Below are 15340 nucleotides of genomic sequence, written 5' to 3'. Positions count from 1 at the left end.
TTAAGGGGTGTGGACGACTGTGATTTACCCAAAACCATGGATTGAATACTTAATACATTTTCATAGAGAACAAGATTATTTTGAATGCCATGAGGTTCTTGAGGAACATTGGAAAGCAGAAGGAATGAAAGGTGATCTGTGGCCGGGACTCATCCAACTTGCTGTCGCACTCTATCATCAGCGGCGAGGTAACATGAACGGCGCAAAAAAAATGATTACGAGCGGTTTACGAAAACTTGAAAAAGAAGAATCAGCTATAAAGGAACTTGGGATACAAACACAGCCCTTGTTTGAACTGATTAGGGAGAGAAAACAAAAAATTGAGCAACAGAAACCCTTTGAGCCGATATCTCTGCCCCTGACAACGGAATTATTACAAAAATGCTTATTTGAAGCAAATGCAACAGATGAAGATTGGTACTCACAAGCCATGACTGATGACAGCATCGTTCATAAGCACTCTTTAAGAGATCGAACCTCTGTTATTGATGAACGAAATAAACAAAAACTGAAGAAAAACAGAATTTTATAAAGGTTGACTCACACTATTTGTTGATTTGAGCTTTCATTCAGCCAATTTCATAATTAATTTGACGAGTTCATTGATTATTTTGACGAGTTTAATGATTAATTTGACTAATTTTAATCATATATTGACGAGTCGACATAAATATAAAAAAGCTCCGGATTATTTCCGGAGCTTTCTTCATTTTAGAAAATTATTCTTCCCAAACTTTAACTTCTTTCATTACATCGCCTTGTTTAATGCGAAGTACTGTTTCCATGCCTTCGGTAACTTGTCCGAAAACTGTGTGAACACCGTTCAAGTGCGGCTGTGGCTCATGTACGATAAAGAATTGGCTTCCGCCTGTATCACGGCCAGCATGTGCCATTGATAGAGAACCAGCTACGTGCTTATGCGGGTTTCCTTCTGTTTCACAAGGGATTGAATAACCAGGGCCTCCAGCTCCAGTTCCCGTAGGGTCTCCACCTTGAGCTACGAAACCAGGGATAACACGGTGGAAAGTTACACCGTTATAAAACCCTTCGTTTGCAAGTTTTTCAAAGTTTTCTACTGTTCCAGGTGCTTCTTCTTGGAACAAATCAAAAAGTATTTTTTCGCCATTTTCAAATTCAATCGAACCTTTTTTCATAAAAAACAGGCCTCCTTCAACTTCATTACAACTACCATTGTACGGTTAAATGACTGCTCCGTAAACTAATTTACACAAAAACATTTGTTTTTAATGGGACATCATTCTTAATGAGGTCTTCATATGTTTCCCGTTTCACTACAAGTTGTTCCTCGCCGTTCTCAACAAACACAACGGCAGGTCGTTGAATGCGGTTATAATTGCTCGCCATGCTGTATCCATATGCTCCGGTACATGATACTGCTAAATAATCGTTATCCGTTACTTTCGGCAGCTCGATATCCCAGATCAGCATATCTCCGCTCTCACAGCATTTCCCTGCGATGGATACGGTTTGTGCAGGCTTTTCGTTCATTTTGTTTGCAACATAAGCTTCATATTTTGCCTGATAGAGTGCAGGGCGAATGTTATCGGTCATTCCGCCGTCAACAGAAACATAATGTCTAACACCTTCAATCTCTTTTTGCGATCCGATCGAATAGATCGTTGTTCCTGCGTCACCTACAAGCGACCGGCCCGGTTCAATCCACAACTCAGGTAAACCTCTTCCTTCAAAACGGTTCATCTGTTTGCTCACTTCTTCAATCATAGCCGTGACATACTGTTCTGGTGCAAGCGGTGTGTCTTCAGAAGTATATTGAATACCAAAACCTCCACCAAGGTTAACGACTTCTGGAAAATAGTTGAAGCTCTCTTCCCATTTCTTAAAGTGCCCAAATAACTTCTCGATCGCTAAAGTAAAACCATCTGTTTCAAAGATTTGAGAACCGATATGACAATGAACCCCTAATACTTGAAAACCTTCATAATCAAGAACTTCCTGCAGCGCCTTATCAGCTTGGCCGTTCCCTAAATCAAAACCAAATTTAGAATCCTCCTGGCCTGTAATGATGTAATCATGTGTATGTGCTTCAATGCCTGGAGTGAGCCGCAATAAAACATTCACTTTTTTATTGAGTTTGCTGCTTAACATTTTTAGTAATGAGATCTCAAAAAAGTTGTCAACTACAATACATCCTACTCCAGCATTAAGTGCAAACTCTAACTCTTCATAGCTTTTATTGTTTCCATGAAAATGAATTCGTTCTGCGGGAAACTCTGCTTGAAGGGCAGTGTAAAGCTCTCCGCCTGAAACTACATCGAGACTTAATCCTTCTTGTTCGATCAGCTGAAACATGGCGATGGAGGAGAACGCTTTAGAGGCGTACGCGACTTGGTAGCCCACACCTTTTTCTTCGAATGCTCTCTTAAAACCTCTTGCTCTATTCTTTATCAAAGATACATCGTACAGATAAAGTGGTGTTCCGTATTTTTTTGCAAGTTCAACCGTATCTGTACCACCTATCCATAAATGATGATTTTGTCCGATCTGTGCTGTACCGTGTAAATTCACAAAAAATCCCCTCTCGTTGTTGATAGAGAATTCAATCCCGACAAATACAAAAGACAGCCGCAACTAAGGCAGGCTGTCATAACCGTACCCTCATGTCGGAATAGCTCTCCACTACTGCTGTAGTGACAGTCCGTTGCTTCTTCAGCAGCGGCCCAGCATAAAAAGAGATGGAGCTCTTTTTACACTTCGGCAAATTGACCTTTCAACATATTTCATCGTCATCCACAAACTCCATATGCTACTCATTCGTTTTGCGCCTCTACCTCATATGAGGCATATATAATTAGTTATGAATTTAACACAATTTTCAACAATCAGCAAGGGACAGATTAATTAGTTGGCTGTTTTTTTGTGTTTTGCGGATGCACGATGCTCGGTCGCACTTTAGAGAGCGGAACGGCTATCCGAACGACAATCTGCAGAAACGCTTTCGGATTAAACGGTAAGAGCGGCCATAAGTATGGTGTGTTCAAGTTCTTAATGGTTGCCATGTATAAAATCATAATCGTAAACCCGATTATAAACCCCGGGACTTTAAAGAGCATCACCATTGCAATTAAGAAGAGCCGCAGCACTTTATTGGCGATACTGAGCTCGTAGCTTGGAGTTGAAAACGATCCGATCGCAGCAATTGCTACATACAAGATAACTTCTGGAACGAACAAGCCAACGTCAATCGCAATCTGGCCGATCAATACTGCTGCGATCAGACCCATAGCAGTCGAAAGGGCACTAGGTGTATGAATGGCGGCAAGCCTCAAGATATCAATCCCAATTTCCGCAAAGATGATCTGTAAAAATAATGGGATGTTGGTTGTTTTATTTGGTCCAATAAAATCAATAAAAGGCGGCAGCAGCTCTTTTTCCATTGAAAACAAGAGCCACATCGGAACTAAAAAGACAGAAGCGAGCATCCCAGTAAAACGTGTCCATCTTAAAAAAGCACCGATAAATGGAGTTTGCCTAAACTCTTCTGCATGCTGCACATGATGAAAGAGTGTCGTAGGGGTAATAATAACGCTCGGTGATGTATCCGTGATAATCAATACATGCCCTTCCATTAAATGCTGAGCTGCAACGTCAGGCCGCTCTGTATACCGGACTAAGGGAAACGGATTCCAGCCTTGTTTAACAATAAATTCTTCGATCGTTTTATCCGCCATCGGTATCCCGTCGATCTCTATAGAGCTGATTTCTTTTCTTATCAGATCAACGAGCCCTGGATCTGCAACGTCCTGTATATAAGAAAGACATACATCGGTTTTAGACCTTTCTCCAACTTGCATAATTTCGTGTCTTAAACGCTCATCTCGAATACGTCTTCTTGTAAGAGCAGTGTTGATGATAATGTTCTCCGTATATCCGTCGCGAGCACCTCTTACAACTTTCTCGATATCCGGTTCTTCAGGAGACCTACCCGGGTAGCTCCTTACGTCAACAACAAAGGCTTCTTCCTCACCGTCAACAAAGATAACGATTAATCCCGACAGCATCCTGTCTACGGCTTCATCTAATGATTTTGTTAGCTCCACTTGCTGGTGAGCCAAATGATTATGTACAAGGTCTTTTACTTTGCCTGGTGACCTATGACCATGATCCATATCCATAAGCTCACGATAGATCATAATGATGAACTCACTGTCACAAAGACCTGTACAATAATAAAGCTGCAGTTCTTTTTTTAGAACAAAAATCTTTCTGACCCCAACATCGAAACTTACGCCGATGCCAAGACGTTCTTTTAAGAACTTTTCTGTGTCATGAATATTCTTACTGATCGGAGTCTTATTTTTGGCGTTTCCCACTTGATTCGCTCCTTTCTAAAATGAGTTTAATGGCTTTAACTGTAATCGGAGCCCCTTTTTCCACAGCATCGAAGCCTGACATTTTACCAATGTCTCCGATTCCAACCACAAAGGGAAGATTTAGTTCATCGAGTATATACACGGTATCGCCATTAATTCTTCCAGTTTCTAAATCTGGCAGCCCGCTCTTATCAATGCCAAACTCTGTGAGTTCACCATATCTGTCCATTGAGCAATGTACTTTCGTCCACTCAGCGAAATGAGTCTTTGAAGCCACAGCTACTGCACCGATAACATCTATGTCTTTTTGCTGATGAATGTATCTCATTGCATGTTCTCCAGGACCTTCTCCCTTAAAACCACAGTCATCGAACATCACAAGTACAGGATCATTAGGTGTTGTTCGGATCATTTCTACTAGTTCTTCTCCGCTCTTTTTGGATGGATTTCCCCATGATTGCGAAATACAGCGGCCGCCAACTTGTTTAGCAGCATGTTCTACAACCCGCAATGCATACAGATCTCCATCTGTTATGAAAATGACCCGTTTTTTCACCATAGAATCACCCCTTTGGTTCAAAAATGACTGCTACTAAAAAACCAAACAAAATGGCAGAAGAAATACCTGCAGATGTTAACTCAAAAATACCCATCGCTATTCCGATAAAACCATGTTCGTCAGCTGCTGCCATCGCACCATGAAGAAGTGAGTGACCAAAGCTTGTAATCGGAACGGTAGCACCCGCTCCTGCAAACTTGATTAAGTTATCATAGATTCCGAAAGCATCAAGACCTGCTCCTATCACTACAAACGAAGTGGTAACATGCGCTGGTGTTAATTTCAAAACATCCATCATCAATTGACCGACGACACAAATGGCGCCTCCTATTACAAATGCCCAGAAAAATTCCATCTTATTGTCCTCCTTCCGCCCGCTCTAAAACAACTCCGTGAGCAACCGTTGGAATACTTTCTTTTTGCTGAACCATAACAGGGTTTAAAAGTGCTCCTGTCGCTACCATAAGAACTTTCTTTAAATTCCCTTTTCGGATCTCATCCAGGATGTACCCATAAGTGACAACCGCAGAACATGCACAGCCGCTTCCTCCAGCAAACACCTGCTGACCGGAGCGATAAATCATCAGCCCGCAATCGCGATGATTATCAGAAACATCATAGCCCTGTTCTTTCAACAGCATTTTTACGATTGGCGCACCCACACCTGAAAGGTCTCCTGTAGCGATTAAGTCATACTCATTTGGTTCAACATTCATCTCTTTAAAATGAGCAGCGATTGTATCCGCTGCTGCAGGTGCCATCGCAGAACCCATATCAAAAGGGTCTTTTATTCCTAAGTCCACAACTTTTCCGACTGTTGCTGATGTAATCTTAATATCAGAAACCTCTTTACTGACAAGAGCCGCACCTGCACCTGTAACGGTAAACGTAGCCGTATCTGGTTTTTGTCCGCCATATTCAGTTGGGTATCTAAACTGTCTTTCGGCTGTTGCGTTGTGCGAACTAACGGCTGCCACAACTCTGTTTGCGTAACCGCCATCTACCAATGCTGCGCCTAACGCTAGAGACTCCATAGAAGTTGAGCAAGCTCCAAATACGCCTAAGAAGGGGATACCATTGCCTCGAGCTGTATAGTTGGACGAAACGATCTGGTTAAGCAGATCACCTGCCAATAAAAAATTGATATCTTCAGGCTTCATCTTTACTTTCTGTAAACAAGCATTGATCGCGTCTTCCATCAGCTGCCTTTCAGCAAGCTCCCAATTCTTTTGCCCGCAATGAAGGTTGTTATATGTTTTATCAAAGTAACTGCCTAATGGACCTTCACTTTCCATCGGACCAACGGCAGTTCCTGCTGCATTCAGATACACATTATTCGCAAATTTCCACGTCTGTCTTCCTAATAAATTCATGCTTTCACTCCTTATGTCAAATGCTGAAAGATGTAGCGGATCATCCCAAAAACGTAGGCAGACACAGCCCCGAAAACGATAACTGCTCCTGCAAGTTTAAACAGATTTGTAGCCACTCCAAGTACAAGACCTTCACTCTTATGTTCTAGTGCAGCACTCGTTACAGCATTCGCAAAACCAGTTACTGGCACTACTGAACCTGCTCCAGCAAACTGACCGATCTTATCATAAACACCTAATCCTGTTAAAAGAGCTGCAATTAAAATGAGCGTTGCAACGGTTGGATTGCCGGCCGTTTCTTGTGAGAAATTAAAAAATTCGATATAAAAGTTTTGAATCGCTTGACCAATCACACAGATTAACCCGCCGACTAAAAATGCTTTTAAACAATTTAAAACATAAGGAGGTTTAGGCTGAATCGGTTTGATTTTTTTTGCATATGCTTGCTGTTCTTCTTTTGTTGCCATAAATCACTCACATCCTTAGTGGTTAATGTAATACATCCAATGAAACAAAGATCCTGAAATTTTACCTAATACAATCGCCATTAATATGATGATGATCTTCTCACCGAATCCTACTCTTTTTGCAAGAATCGGAAGTACGTTCAAGACTTCAGTTAAAGCAGCTGCAAGCATCCCTACAAAAATTCCTGCAAATAGGCCGATTGGAACGAGGAAGAATGCTGGAAATGTAATTGAAGCGTTTCTTAAGTTCATCCAGCCGCCAATTACCGCTCCTAATATAATGCTTAATTCATAACCTCTGATGTACCGATATGTTTTTGAAAGCTGCATCAGTCTTGGAACGATTCCTAATACCGTTATCAGCGCAACGAGACCAGAACCAACTGTTATTCCTCCGCCAAATCCAATAAAAGCAACCAGTATGACTTTAATTCCCATTGATCTTTTTCTCGGTTTCTTTGTTTTCATGAACGATTACATATTGATCAAGGTCTTGTTGATAGTTGAACATCTCTACTTCTAACGGGCTTGGTTCTTCGTTAAGCCTTTTCCGGAACAGATGGTTAAAAAACAGAATCATTCCTAAGCCAAGTCCGAATGAATAAGGAACTTGAAGCAATAAAGGCTGTTCTTTATAATGCCCAGTTATCATAAAATAGATTTTTTGATGAACAAGCTGCATGCTGACATCTTCATGAAAATTCATAATCGCAAGCGCAGAACCAGTAAAGAGCAGCAGCCACACGAGTACAAAATAAACAGGTGCTAACTTTTTTTGTTTCATCTGAATCTCTAGAATCGATTGTGCAGGGCCGATTGTCTGAACATCTAACTCAGGCTTTTTCTGTTGAATCGTTCCGATCACACGCATGACATCTATAACAATCAAATGCTTATCTTCAGGGGTTACTTCATGGATAACATATCCCTTGATGTCTCTTTCTAACTCATCAGATGCAACAATCTGTGCAACCTCACCGATTGTAACCTTCTGATTCAAAAGGACCTGTACACGTTGACGCATACGCAGGTATACCGTTTTATCCAATTTCACTTCACCTCTTTCTTAAGCGCATTTGTGTTTAGTATGCGATACCGCAATTCTTATCATGCCTCACAACGAACACCATCCAAAAACTACCACAAAAAAAGATAAAATATAAAAAACTGGTTCCACAATCTTTGAGGTATTTGAAAGTGGTTGTTTTCCGTTCCAGGTACTCCCTTTCCGCGGGGCGTACGGTGAGCCTCCTGCCGCTTTGCGCCATTAGGAGTCTCCACCTGACCGCGCGTCCCGCAGGAGTCTCGTACCTTCCACTCCAATCAACCATATCAACGAAGATTTTAAGGTAAAGAAAGAACTTGAAATTCTTCTTAAGTCATCATTTGTGTGTTCCAAGAGAATAATTATTGGAAATGTTATCAAGGTATTAAAGGTATTAGTGGTTGAAGGTAAAAAATTTAATTTTGGAGGCAACTTAAGTGTTCAACAGCAACATTCTTTTAGAAATGTCTTAAATGAACGCTCTTTTCAAAAATCGTTGCTTTTGCATCTTGTCTTCTATGAATAATTGATTGGAGTGTAGGATGCGAGACTCCTGCGGGACAGGCGGGCAGGTGAGACACTTAAGAGTGAAACGTACGAATGTGGCTCACCGCCTGCCCCGCGGAAAGCGAGCATCTGAAACGGAGATCAACTACTTTCAAAAGCAACAATGAATACGAAAACAGCCTAAATAAAAAAAATACAAAACAAAAAAACCAGATAGGACGTTTAAGTCTCCATCTGGTTTTTCATAAATAATAGTATCTTCTTTTCGAGTCTCGACACTTGTACTTGAGAAATCGCAAGACGATCAGCAACTTCGGATTGGGTTTGATCTTTAAAATACCTCAAATATACAATTAGACGTTCTCTTTCATCGAGCTTATCCATGATATCCTTTAATGCGATCTTATCAAACCATTTGTTTTCAGAGTGGTCTGAGATTTGATCGAGTAAAGTGATAGGATCGCCATCATTTTCATACACCGTTTCGTGAATGGATTGTGGCGCTCTTACTGCATCTTGCGCCATGATCACATCTTCCACTGCAACCTCAAGATGTTCAGCCACTTCTGATATGGTTGGTGTACGCCCTAATGACTTGGATAACTCGTCTTTTGCTTTTCTTACTTTATTTCCTGTCTCTTTTAAAGAGCGGCTAACTTTCACAGTTCCATCGTCTCGAATGAAGCGCTGAATCTCCCCGATGATCATCGGTACTGCATAAGTTGAGAACCGTACATCATAGGAAAGATCAAATTTATCTACTGATTTTAATAATCCGATACTGCCGATTTGAAAAAGGTCATCAGCTTCATAACCTCTGTTTAAAAAGCGTTGAACCACAGACCAGACCAGCCTCATGTTTTTTTCTACAATCGTATCACGAGCTGACTGATCTCCTTCCTGACTCTGTTTGATCAATAACTTAATCTCTTCATCCTTAAGAAACGGTTCACTTTTGCTGCCTTTCACCTCGACATCCATAGACATACTCCCTTAATTACACATTGCTTTATTTTTGGTTAAGTATTTTGTCAAGTGAATCGTAGTTCCGTATGACGGTTCTGAGATGACTTCTACACTGTCCATAAAGTTTTCCATGATTGTAAAGCCCATACCTGAGCGCTCAAGCTCTGGCTTAGATGTATAAAGCGGCTGTCTTGCCTGATCCAAGTCACGGATTCCCATACCTTCATCACGGATTGTTAGATGAATCGTGTCCTCTTCAATGGCTGCTTCAATATAGACCATTCCTGTTGCTTTGTTTTCATATCCGTGAATAATGGCGTTCGTTACAGCTTCTGAAACAACGGTCTTGATCTCAGTCAGTTCATCTACCGTTGGATCAATTTGGGCAATAAAAGCTGCTACCGTAACACGAGCAAAGGATTCATTTTGACTTAATGCTGAAAATTGAATCTTCATTTCATTTCTCATTTTAAGCCACCCCCAAAGCCTGAAGGGCAAGCTCTTCATCTTCTTCAAGCCTGATAATCTTAAATAGTCCTGACATTTCAAAAAGTCTTTTTACCGCTGGTGATATGGCACATACTACCATCTCTCCATTTTGACTCTTGATCTGCTTATATCGTCCTAATATTACACCTAAGCCTGAACTATCCATGAAACTTAAACCTTCTAAATTTAATACAATATGATTTACCGTATGTTTTCTCAAATATTCTTCAACTTGTGACCGAAGCATGTCTGCTGTATGGTGATCAAGTTCTCCGTCTAAGCGGATACATAATACGGTGTGTTTAAGTTCCAGATTGACAGCTAATCCCACGCTATCCTCTCCTTCTTTTTTGGATAACGTGAAGTTTCTATAAAAATAGACGAATTCCTTCACTCCTGACAAAACTAGTGGGAATTCGCCTATAACTGTCAAGAATACTTCATAATCAGGAGGATTTTGACATTTGTCCTGCTGTTCGTTTGAAAAGTTTCCACCATGATGCTTTTTTCACTGTCTCTGAAGCTAGAACTGGACTTTCAGTGATCAGCTTATCCCCGCTATATATTTTTAGAGATCCGATCTGCTGTCCTTTTTTTACAGGTAGTTTCAAATCTTTATCCACATTTACTTCGGTTTTCACTTTTTTCGCTGTTTCACCTCTTTTTAATAAAAGGGAGATGTTTTCTGAAGTAACAACAGGCAGTTTAGATTTTTCTGCTTTTTGAACCTTTACTTCTTTTACTATTTCATGTCTGTCGTATAGCTTCTTAGTTGAAAACTGGGTAAAGGCATAATCGAGCATCGATGTAACTTGAGCATTTCTTTCTTTTGGAGAAGGAGCACCCATAACGACTGCAATTACCCTCATACCGTTCTTATTTGCTGTTGCAGTTAAACAATATTTTGCTTCATTCGTAAATCCAGTTTTCAAACCGTCTACACCCGGATAAAATTTAACAAGTCTGTTCGTGTTAACGAGCCAAAATTTCTTTTCTGATTCTTCTCTTAAATAATCTTCATAAAGTCCGGTGAACTTCGTAACTTCTTCATGTTTGAGAAGTTCCTTCCCCATGATTGCCATGTCGTGCGCTGACGTGTAATGTCCAGCTGCAGGAAGTCCTGTTGGATTCTTAAAGAACGTATCATTTAAACCAAGCTCTTTTGCTTTATCGTTCATCATGTTAACAAAAGACTCAGCTGATCCAGCAATATGTTCTGCCATTGCTACAGACGCATCATTGGCACTGCCGATCGCAATTCCTTTGACCATATCTTCTACACGCATCTCTTCACCAGGCTCAAGGAAAATCTGTGATCCTCCCATACTTGCTGCATAATCAGAGACACGAATCTTATCGTTCCAACTGATTTTCCCTTTATCAATGGCTTCCATGATAAGGATCATCGTCATGATTTTAGTCATACTTGCTGGCGGCAGCTTTTCATGACTATTTTTCTCAAACAGAACACTGCCACTATCTTGTTCCATTAAAATTGCCGAGTGGCTCTGTTCAGCAAGCTTCATCTTTTCTTTTTCTGCCGCCTCTGCTTTTGGGATAGAAAAAGCTGCTAGCAAACAAATACTAAGTAGACCTGAAATTACGCCTTTCATACAGTTCCCTCCATTCATATAGCTTTATTTTTTCCATAATTTTTCACTTTATACCGTTTCTTCCATCTAAAAAAGCTCTGTTCCCACATTTAATAGTAATCAAAAACGGCTGAAGTTTTGTTTTGTCTTTCTGTATATGAATATAATATGAATATAAGAATGGCATTTGTGGGCAGTTTGTAGCTTGAACGGTTGAAATCATAAACACCTTGGGGTATTCATTTTGCTGAATTGAGCGATTTTGGGAAAAATTAAGTTCATTCTAGAAATAATTAAGCGATTTTTAGCATTAATAAGGCGATTATTGACTTAATAAAGGCGATTCGCTATTTCTCGACAAACTCTCCTTTTCTTTCATGCCCCAAAAAACAGTTTTAAGGAGCTAAATTCAAAAAGAAGCTGGATTTTTCATTCAACTTCATCCTTTTGCCTATCGAAGAGTGAAAAGCTATCCAAACAAAAAAAGGTGACTCAGAAGTTTAATCCTCTTGAGTCACCCATAAAATTTAGAGTTATTGTTTGATTTCTTTATATACAAGCGGTGGTGCTTCTACTGCATCCTTTGAAATCGTATAAGCATCACGAATTCTCTTTTTAACATCTTCTACATTCTCTGTGTTGCTGTAGATCGTAACAAGAGAATCCCCTTTTGATACTGAATCCCCAACTTTTTTGTTAAGCATCAGACCAACAGCTAAATCAATTTCGGATTCTTTTGTTGCTCGTCCTGCACCTAAAATCATTGCTGCTGTACCGATCTCATCGGCAATGATCTCAGATACATATCCATCTTCTTCTGCAGCCAATTCAAATGTATGAGCTGCTTGTGGAAGATTTTCTGGATGGTCGACAACAGACTCATCTCCGCCTTGTGCTTTTAAGAACACTTTCAACGTTTCAAGAGCCTTACCAGAAGTAATCGCTTCTTTCAGCATCTCACGTGCTTGTTCAAGGGAATCTGCTTTTTTCGCGAGATACACCATGTGAGATCCTAGTGTTAAGCATAACTCTTCAAGGTCTTTAGGTCCGTTTCCGTTAAGTGTGTCTATCGCTTCCTTAATCTCAAGCGCATTTCCGATCGCAAGACCCAATGGCTGACTCATATCAGAAATTACAGCCATTGTATTTCGTCCAACTGCGTTCCCGATTTTCACCATTGCGTTTGCAAGCTCTTCTGCTTCTTCTGGTGTTTTCATAAATGCTCCAGCACCTGTTTTTACATCTAATACAATCGCATCTGCACCAGCTGCGATTTTCTTACTCATAATCGAGCTTGCAATCAGTGGGATCGAATTAACCGTAGCCGTTACATCACGAAGACCATATAGTTTTTTATCCGCAGGTGTAAGATTTCCGCTCTGACCAATAACAGCAAGCTTGTTTTTGTTTACTAAATCAATAAACTGCTGGTTGTCAATTTCAACGTGGAAACCAGGAACTGCTTCTAATTTGTCAATTGTTCCGCCAGTATGCCCAAGTCCTCTTCCTGACATTTTAGCTACAGGTACACCAAGAGCGGCAACTAGAGGAGCTAATACTAGAGTTGTTGTATCACCAACACCACCTGTTGAATGTTTATCAACTTTTATTCCTTCGATTGCTGAAAGATCGATTTGGTCACCTGATTCAACCATCGCCATTGTAAAATTAGCGCGTTCCTCAGTTGTCATGTCTTTAAAGTACACAGCCATGGCAAACGCAGACATCTGATAGTCTGGGATCTCGCCATTCGTATAGTTTTGGATAATATAATCTATTTCGGCTTTAGTTAGTTCTTTACCGTCACGCTTTTTTTGAATTAAATCAACCATTCTCATATTAACAACACCACTTTCTTATAACGATACTTCAAAACATTTTGTTTGTACTAATTGGATAAAACTTTGGTTTAGTGCGATTTTAAACTTAAATTTCTTTTACAATTCCTTTTACTAAAGAAAGAAAATTAGCTTTTACCATTTCTGTTGTTTCCATAACTTCATCGTGTGTTAAAGGCTGATCTAAGATACCTGCAGCCATATTGGAAATACATGAGATTCCAAGCACTTTCAAGCCCGCATGACGTGCGATGATTACTTCTGGGACCGTAGACATCCCTACAGCATCTGCACCTAGAACACGAAGCATTCTTACTTCAGCAGGTGTTTCATAAGAAGGCCCTGTGTTGCCGACATAAACGCCTTCTTTTAATGTGATGTTTAATTCTTTTGCTACGCCTCGAGCCACATCTTGAAGTGAAGCTGTATACGCTTCACTCATATCAGGGAAACGTACTCCGAATGTGCTATCATTTGCGCCAATTAACGGATTGACACCAAAATTGTTGATATGGTCTGTAATCAGCATTAAATCTCCGGCTTCAAAGTCCTTGTTTACGCCACCAGCTGCATTCGTAACTACAATTGTTTCTACTCCGATCAGTTTCATCACACGAACCGGGAAAGTTACTTTTTCCATTGAGTATCCTTCGTAATAATGAAAACGGCCTTGCATTGCAACAACTTGTTTACCAGCAAGCTCACCAATAACAAGCTGACCAGCATGTCCTTCTACTGTTGATACAGGAAATTCAGGAATCTCTGAATATGGAATAACAACTGGATTCTCAATTTCCTCCGCAAGGATTCCAAGTCCAGAACCTAGGATTAAGCCTATTTTTGGAGTTGAAGTAAGTTTTGATTGAATAAATTCAGCAGATGTCTGCAATTGTTTTGACATGTTATTTTCCCCCTTAACTTAAAGCTGATTTAAAAAGCTTTGACCGATTTCTGGTTTCTGTACATCGTAAATCTCTGCGATTGTTGCCCCAATGTCAGCAAACGTATTGCCTACATTCAGCAACTTACCTTCTTTGATGTTTTTGTGATAAACCATCAATGGTACATATTCACGTGTATGATCTGTTCCGTGATGAACGGGATCATTACCATGGTCCGCTGTAATGATAAGCAAATCATCATCTTTTAACTTTTCGAGAACTTCTGGCAAACGTGCATCAAATTCCTCTAGTGCCTCTCCATAGCCTTTTGGATCTCTTCTATGTCCAAACAGTGCATCAAAATCGACAAGGTTTAAGAAGTTAAGTCCAGTAAAATCCTCATCCATAGATTCAACAAGCTTGTCCATTCCATCCATGTTAGATTTCGTACGAATAGCCTTCGTTACGCCTTCACCATCAAAGATATCCGAGATTTTTCCTAGAGCGATGCTGTCGTAACCTTTATCTTCCAGCTCGTTCATAACCGTTCTTCCAAAAGGCTTAAGAGCATAGTCATGACGGTTAGACGTTCTTTCGAAAGATCCGGGCTCTCCTTTAAACGGACGAGCTATGATTCGGCCTAGCATGTACTTGCCTTCTCGTGTCATTTCTCTTGCTGTTTCGCAAATCTTATACAATTCTTCTAGCGGTACAACATCTTCGTGAGCTGCAATTTGTAATACTGAATCTGCAGACGTATATACAATTAATTTACCTGTTTTAACATGTTCTTCCCCAAGCTCTGAAATAATCTCTGTACCTGAAGCTGCTTTATTTCCTAGTATCCCTCTGCCCCACTTTTCAGTAAGCATATCAATCAGTTCATCTGGAAAACCGTCAGGGAACGTTTGGAAAGGTTCCTTTATATGAAGGCCCATGATCTCCCAATGTCCTGTCATCGTATCTTTTCCGTTTGAGAGTTCAGGAAGTTTTGCATAATGAGCAAGAGGATTCTCTGCCTGCTGTATCCCTTTCATCGTTGCATCAATATTTCCGAGTCCCAGTTTTTCCAAGTTAGGAACACTTAGCCCGTTCATTTTCTCTGCGATATGACCTAAAGTGTGGGCGCCTTTATCACCAAATTTTTCAGCGTCTGGCGCCTCACCGATCCCTACAGAATCCATTACGATTAAAAAAGTTCTCTTAAAGCGTGATTGTTTCATTTTTTCCTCCTGAAGTTCATAAATACACTTTATTTACTATTTCCTTTT

19 protein-coding genes and 1 riboswitch are annotated in these 15340 nt (G+C 40.3%); of the genes, 2 read left to right on the top strand and 17 right to left on the bottom strand.

Translation table 11 applies throughout. The annotated features are described in order from the left end of the window. Nucleotides 1-19: 19 nt before the first annotated feature. The gene (locus QUF49_RS08600) at nucleotides 20-532 is read left to right on the top strand and encodes a DUF309 domain-containing protein (protein WP_289495257.1); all 513 of its coding nucleotides are present in this window, start codon (nucleotides 20-22) and stop codon (nucleotides 530-532) included. 187 nt (nucleotides 533-719) lie between these two features. On the opposite strand, the gene QUF49_RS08595 is transcribed toward QUF49_RS08600, so the two are convergent. The 10 genes from QUF49_RS08595 to QUF49_RS08550 all read right to left on the bottom strand — a co-directional run bounded on the left by QUF49_RS08595 (nucleotide 720) and on the right by QUF49_RS08550 (nucleotide 8074). Beyond that, nucleotides 720-1154, bottom strand: a complete 435-nt coding sequence (locus QUF49_RS08595) for a peptidylprolyl isomerase (RefSeq protein WP_289495256.1) — start codon at nucleotides 1152-1154, stop codon at nucleotides 720-722. 70 nt (nucleotides 1155-1224) lie between these two features. Then, the gene (gene lysA / locus QUF49_RS08590) at nucleotides 1225-2547 is read right to left on the bottom strand and encodes a diaminopimelate decarboxylase (protein ID WP_289495255.1); all 1323 of its coding nucleotides are present in this window, start codon (nucleotides 2545-2547) and stop codon (nucleotides 1225-1227) included. 93 nt (nucleotides 2548-2640) lie between these two features. Continuing rightward, a riboswitch (Lysine riboswitch) is annotated at nucleotides 2641-2817 on the bottom strand. 59 nt (nucleotides 2818-2876) lie between these two features. After that, complete coding sequence (locus QUF49_RS08585; protein WP_289495254.1) at nucleotides 2877-4352, bottom strand: spore germination protein; 1476 nt, start codon at nucleotides 4350-4352, stop codon at nucleotides 2877-2879. Further along, nucleotides 4333-4911, bottom strand: a complete 579-nt coding sequence (locus QUF49_RS08580) for a stage V sporulation protein AE (protein WP_289495253.1) — start codon at nucleotides 4909-4911, stop codon at nucleotides 4333-4335. Before QUF49_RS08580 ends, QUF49_RS08585 begins: the two co-directional genes overlap by 20 nt. Before the next feature lie 4 nt (nucleotides 4912-4915). Beyond that, entirely contained in the window at nucleotides 4916-5266 is a 351-nt protein-coding gene (gene spoVAE / locus QUF49_RS08575) for a stage V sporulation protein AE (protein WP_289495252.1), read from the bottom strand. 1 nt (nucleotide 5267) lies between these two features. Continuing rightward, the gene (spoVAD, locus tag QUF49_RS08570) at nucleotides 5268-6284 is read right to left on the bottom strand and encodes a stage V sporulation protein AD (RefSeq protein WP_289495251.1); all 1017 of its coding nucleotides are present in this window, start codon (nucleotides 6282-6284) and stop codon (nucleotides 5268-5270) included. 11 nt (nucleotides 6285-6295) lie between these two features. Then, nucleotides 6296-6751: a stage V sporulation protein AC gene (spoVAC, locus tag QUF49_RS08565; RefSeq protein WP_289495250.1), complete on the bottom strand. Its 456-nt coding sequence runs from the start codon at nucleotides 6749-6751 to the stop codon at nucleotides 6296-6298. 15 nt (nucleotides 6752-6766) lie between these two features. Continuing rightward, on the bottom strand, nucleotides 6767-7189 hold the full coding sequence (locus tag QUF49_RS08560; protein ID WP_289495249.1) for a stage V sporulation protein AB: 423 nt from the start codon (nucleotides 7187-7189) through the stop codon (nucleotides 6767-6769). After that, a complete protein-coding gene (locus QUF49_RS08555) occupies nucleotides 7179-7799 on the bottom strand; it encodes a stage V sporulation protein AA (RefSeq protein ID WP_289497615.1) in 621 nt (206 codons plus the stop codon). The genes QUF49_RS08560 and QUF49_RS08555 overlap by 11 nt, the downstream gene beginning before the upstream one ends. 89 nt (nucleotides 7800-7888) lie before the next feature. After that, a complete protein-coding gene (locus QUF49_RS08550) occupies nucleotides 7889-8074 on the bottom strand; it encodes a hypothetical protein (RefSeq protein WP_289495248.1) in 186 nt (61 codons plus the stop codon). 264 nt (nucleotides 8075-8338) lie between these two features. Between QUF49_RS08550 and QUF49_RS08545 the strand changes: the two genes are divergently transcribed. Continuing rightward, nucleotides 8339-8470, top strand: a complete 132-nt coding sequence (locus QUF49_RS08545; protein WP_289495247.1) for a hypothetical protein — start codon at nucleotides 8339-8341, stop codon at nucleotides 8468-8470. 55 nt (nucleotides 8471-8525) lie between these two features. Here the strand turns inward: QUF49_RS08545 and sigF are convergent, their stop codons facing one another. From sigF to deoB, 7 genes are all read right to left on the bottom strand, one after another. Continuing rightward, entirely contained in the window at nucleotides 8526-9284 is a 759-nt protein-coding gene (sigF, locus tag QUF49_RS08540) for an RNA polymerase sporulation sigma factor SigF (protein WP_289495246.1), read from the bottom strand. Between the two features lie 12 nt (nucleotides 9285-9296). Continuing rightward, a complete protein-coding gene (gene spoIIAB / locus QUF49_RS08535; RefSeq protein WP_198767686.1) occupies nucleotides 9297-9737 on the bottom strand; it encodes an anti-sigma F factor in 441 nt (146 codons plus the stop codon). Nucleotide 9738: 1 nt separating this feature from the next. After that, entirely contained in the window at nucleotides 9739-10089 is a 351-nt protein-coding gene (gene spoIIAA, locus QUF49_RS08530; protein ID WP_066242024.1) for an anti-sigma F factor antagonist, read from the bottom strand. Nucleotides 10090-10204: 115 nt separating this feature from the next. Beyond that, a complete protein-coding gene (locus QUF49_RS08525) occupies nucleotides 10205-11371 on the bottom strand; it encodes a D-alanyl-D-alanine carboxypeptidase family protein (RefSeq protein ID WP_289495245.1) in 1167 nt (388 codons plus the stop codon). A 512-nt stretch (nucleotides 11372-11883) separates the two neighbouring features. After that, the gene (locus QUF49_RS08520) at nucleotides 11884-13188 is read right to left on the bottom strand and encodes a pyrimidine-nucleoside phosphorylase (protein ID WP_289495244.1); all 1305 of its coding nucleotides are present in this window, start codon (nucleotides 13186-13188) and stop codon (nucleotides 11884-11886) included. A gap of 88 nt (nucleotides 13189-13276) precedes the next feature. Further along, nucleotides 13277-14089, bottom strand: coding sequence for a purine-nucleoside phosphorylase (locus tag QUF49_RS08515; protein WP_289495243.1), 813 nt, complete (start codon nucleotides 14087-14089; stop codon nucleotides 13277-13279). An 18-nt stretch (nucleotides 14090-14107) separates the two neighbouring features. Beyond that, nucleotides 14108-15292, bottom strand: coding sequence for a phosphopentomutase (gene deoB, locus QUF49_RS08510; protein WP_289495242.1), 1185 nt, complete (start codon nucleotides 15290-15292; stop codon nucleotides 14108-14110). Between the last annotated feature and the right edge of the window lie 48 nt (nucleotides 15293-15340).

Origin of the sequence: Fictibacillus sp. b24 (genome assembly GCF_030348825.1) — a bacterium.
Lineage (GTDB): Bacteria > Bacillota > Bacilli > Bacillales > Fictibacillaceae > Fictibacillus.
This window is presented reverse-complemented; position numbering and strand designations above follow the sequence as displayed.

Excerpts from the sequence above, each read along its gene's own strand:
- QUF49_RS08595 (WP_289495256.1), bottom strand. The coding sequence starts at position 1,154 with ATGAAAAAAGGTTCGATTGAATTTGAAAATGGCGAAAAAATACTTTTT.
- QUF49_RS08580 (WP_289495253.1), bottom strand. The coding sequence starts at position 4,911 with ATGGTGAAAAAACGGGTCATTTTCATAACAGATGGAGATCTGTATGCA.
- spoVAE (WP_289495252.1), bottom strand. The coding sequence starts at position 5,266 with ATGGAATTTTTCTGGGCATTTGTAATAGGAGGCGCCATTTGTGTCGTC.
- spoVAD (WP_289495251.1), bottom strand. The coding sequence starts at position 6,284 with ATGAATTTATTAGGAAGACAGACGTGGAAATTTGCGAATAATGTGTAT.
- spoVAC (WP_289495250.1), bottom strand. The coding sequence starts at position 6,751 with ATGGCAACAAAAGAAGAACAGCAAGCATATGCAAAAAAAATCAAACCG.
- QUF49_RS08560 (WP_289495249.1), bottom strand. The coding sequence starts at position 7,189 with ATGGGAATTAAAGTCATACTGGTTGCTTTTATTGGATTTGGCGGAGGA.
- QUF49_RS08545 (WP_289495247.1), top strand. The coding sequence starts at position 8,339 with ATGCGAGACTCCTGCGGGACAGGCGGGCAGGTGAGACACTTAAGAGTG.
- sigF (WP_289495246.1), bottom strand. The coding sequence starts at position 9,284 with ATGGATGTCGAGGTGAAAGGCAGCAAAAGTGAACCGTTTCTTAAGGAT.
- spoIIAB (WP_198767686.1), bottom strand. The coding sequence starts at position 9,737 with ATGAGAAATGAAATGAAGATTCAATTTTCAGCATTAAGTCAAAATGAA.
- QUF49_RS08525 (WP_289495245.1), bottom strand. The coding sequence starts at position 11,371 with ATGAAAGGCGTAATTTCAGGTCTACTTAGTATTTGTTTGCTAGCAGCT.
- QUF49_RS08520 (WP_289495244.1), bottom strand. The coding sequence starts at position 13,188 with ATGAGAATGGTTGATTTAATTCAAAAAAAGCGTGACGGTAAAGAACTA.
- QUF49_RS08515 (WP_289495243.1), bottom strand. The coding sequence starts at position 14,089 with ATGTCAAAACAATTGCAGACATCTGCTGAATTTATTCAATCAAAACTT.
- deoB (WP_289495242.1), bottom strand. The coding sequence starts at position 15,292 with ATGAAACAATCACGCTTTAAGAGAACTTTTTTAATCGTAATGGATTCT.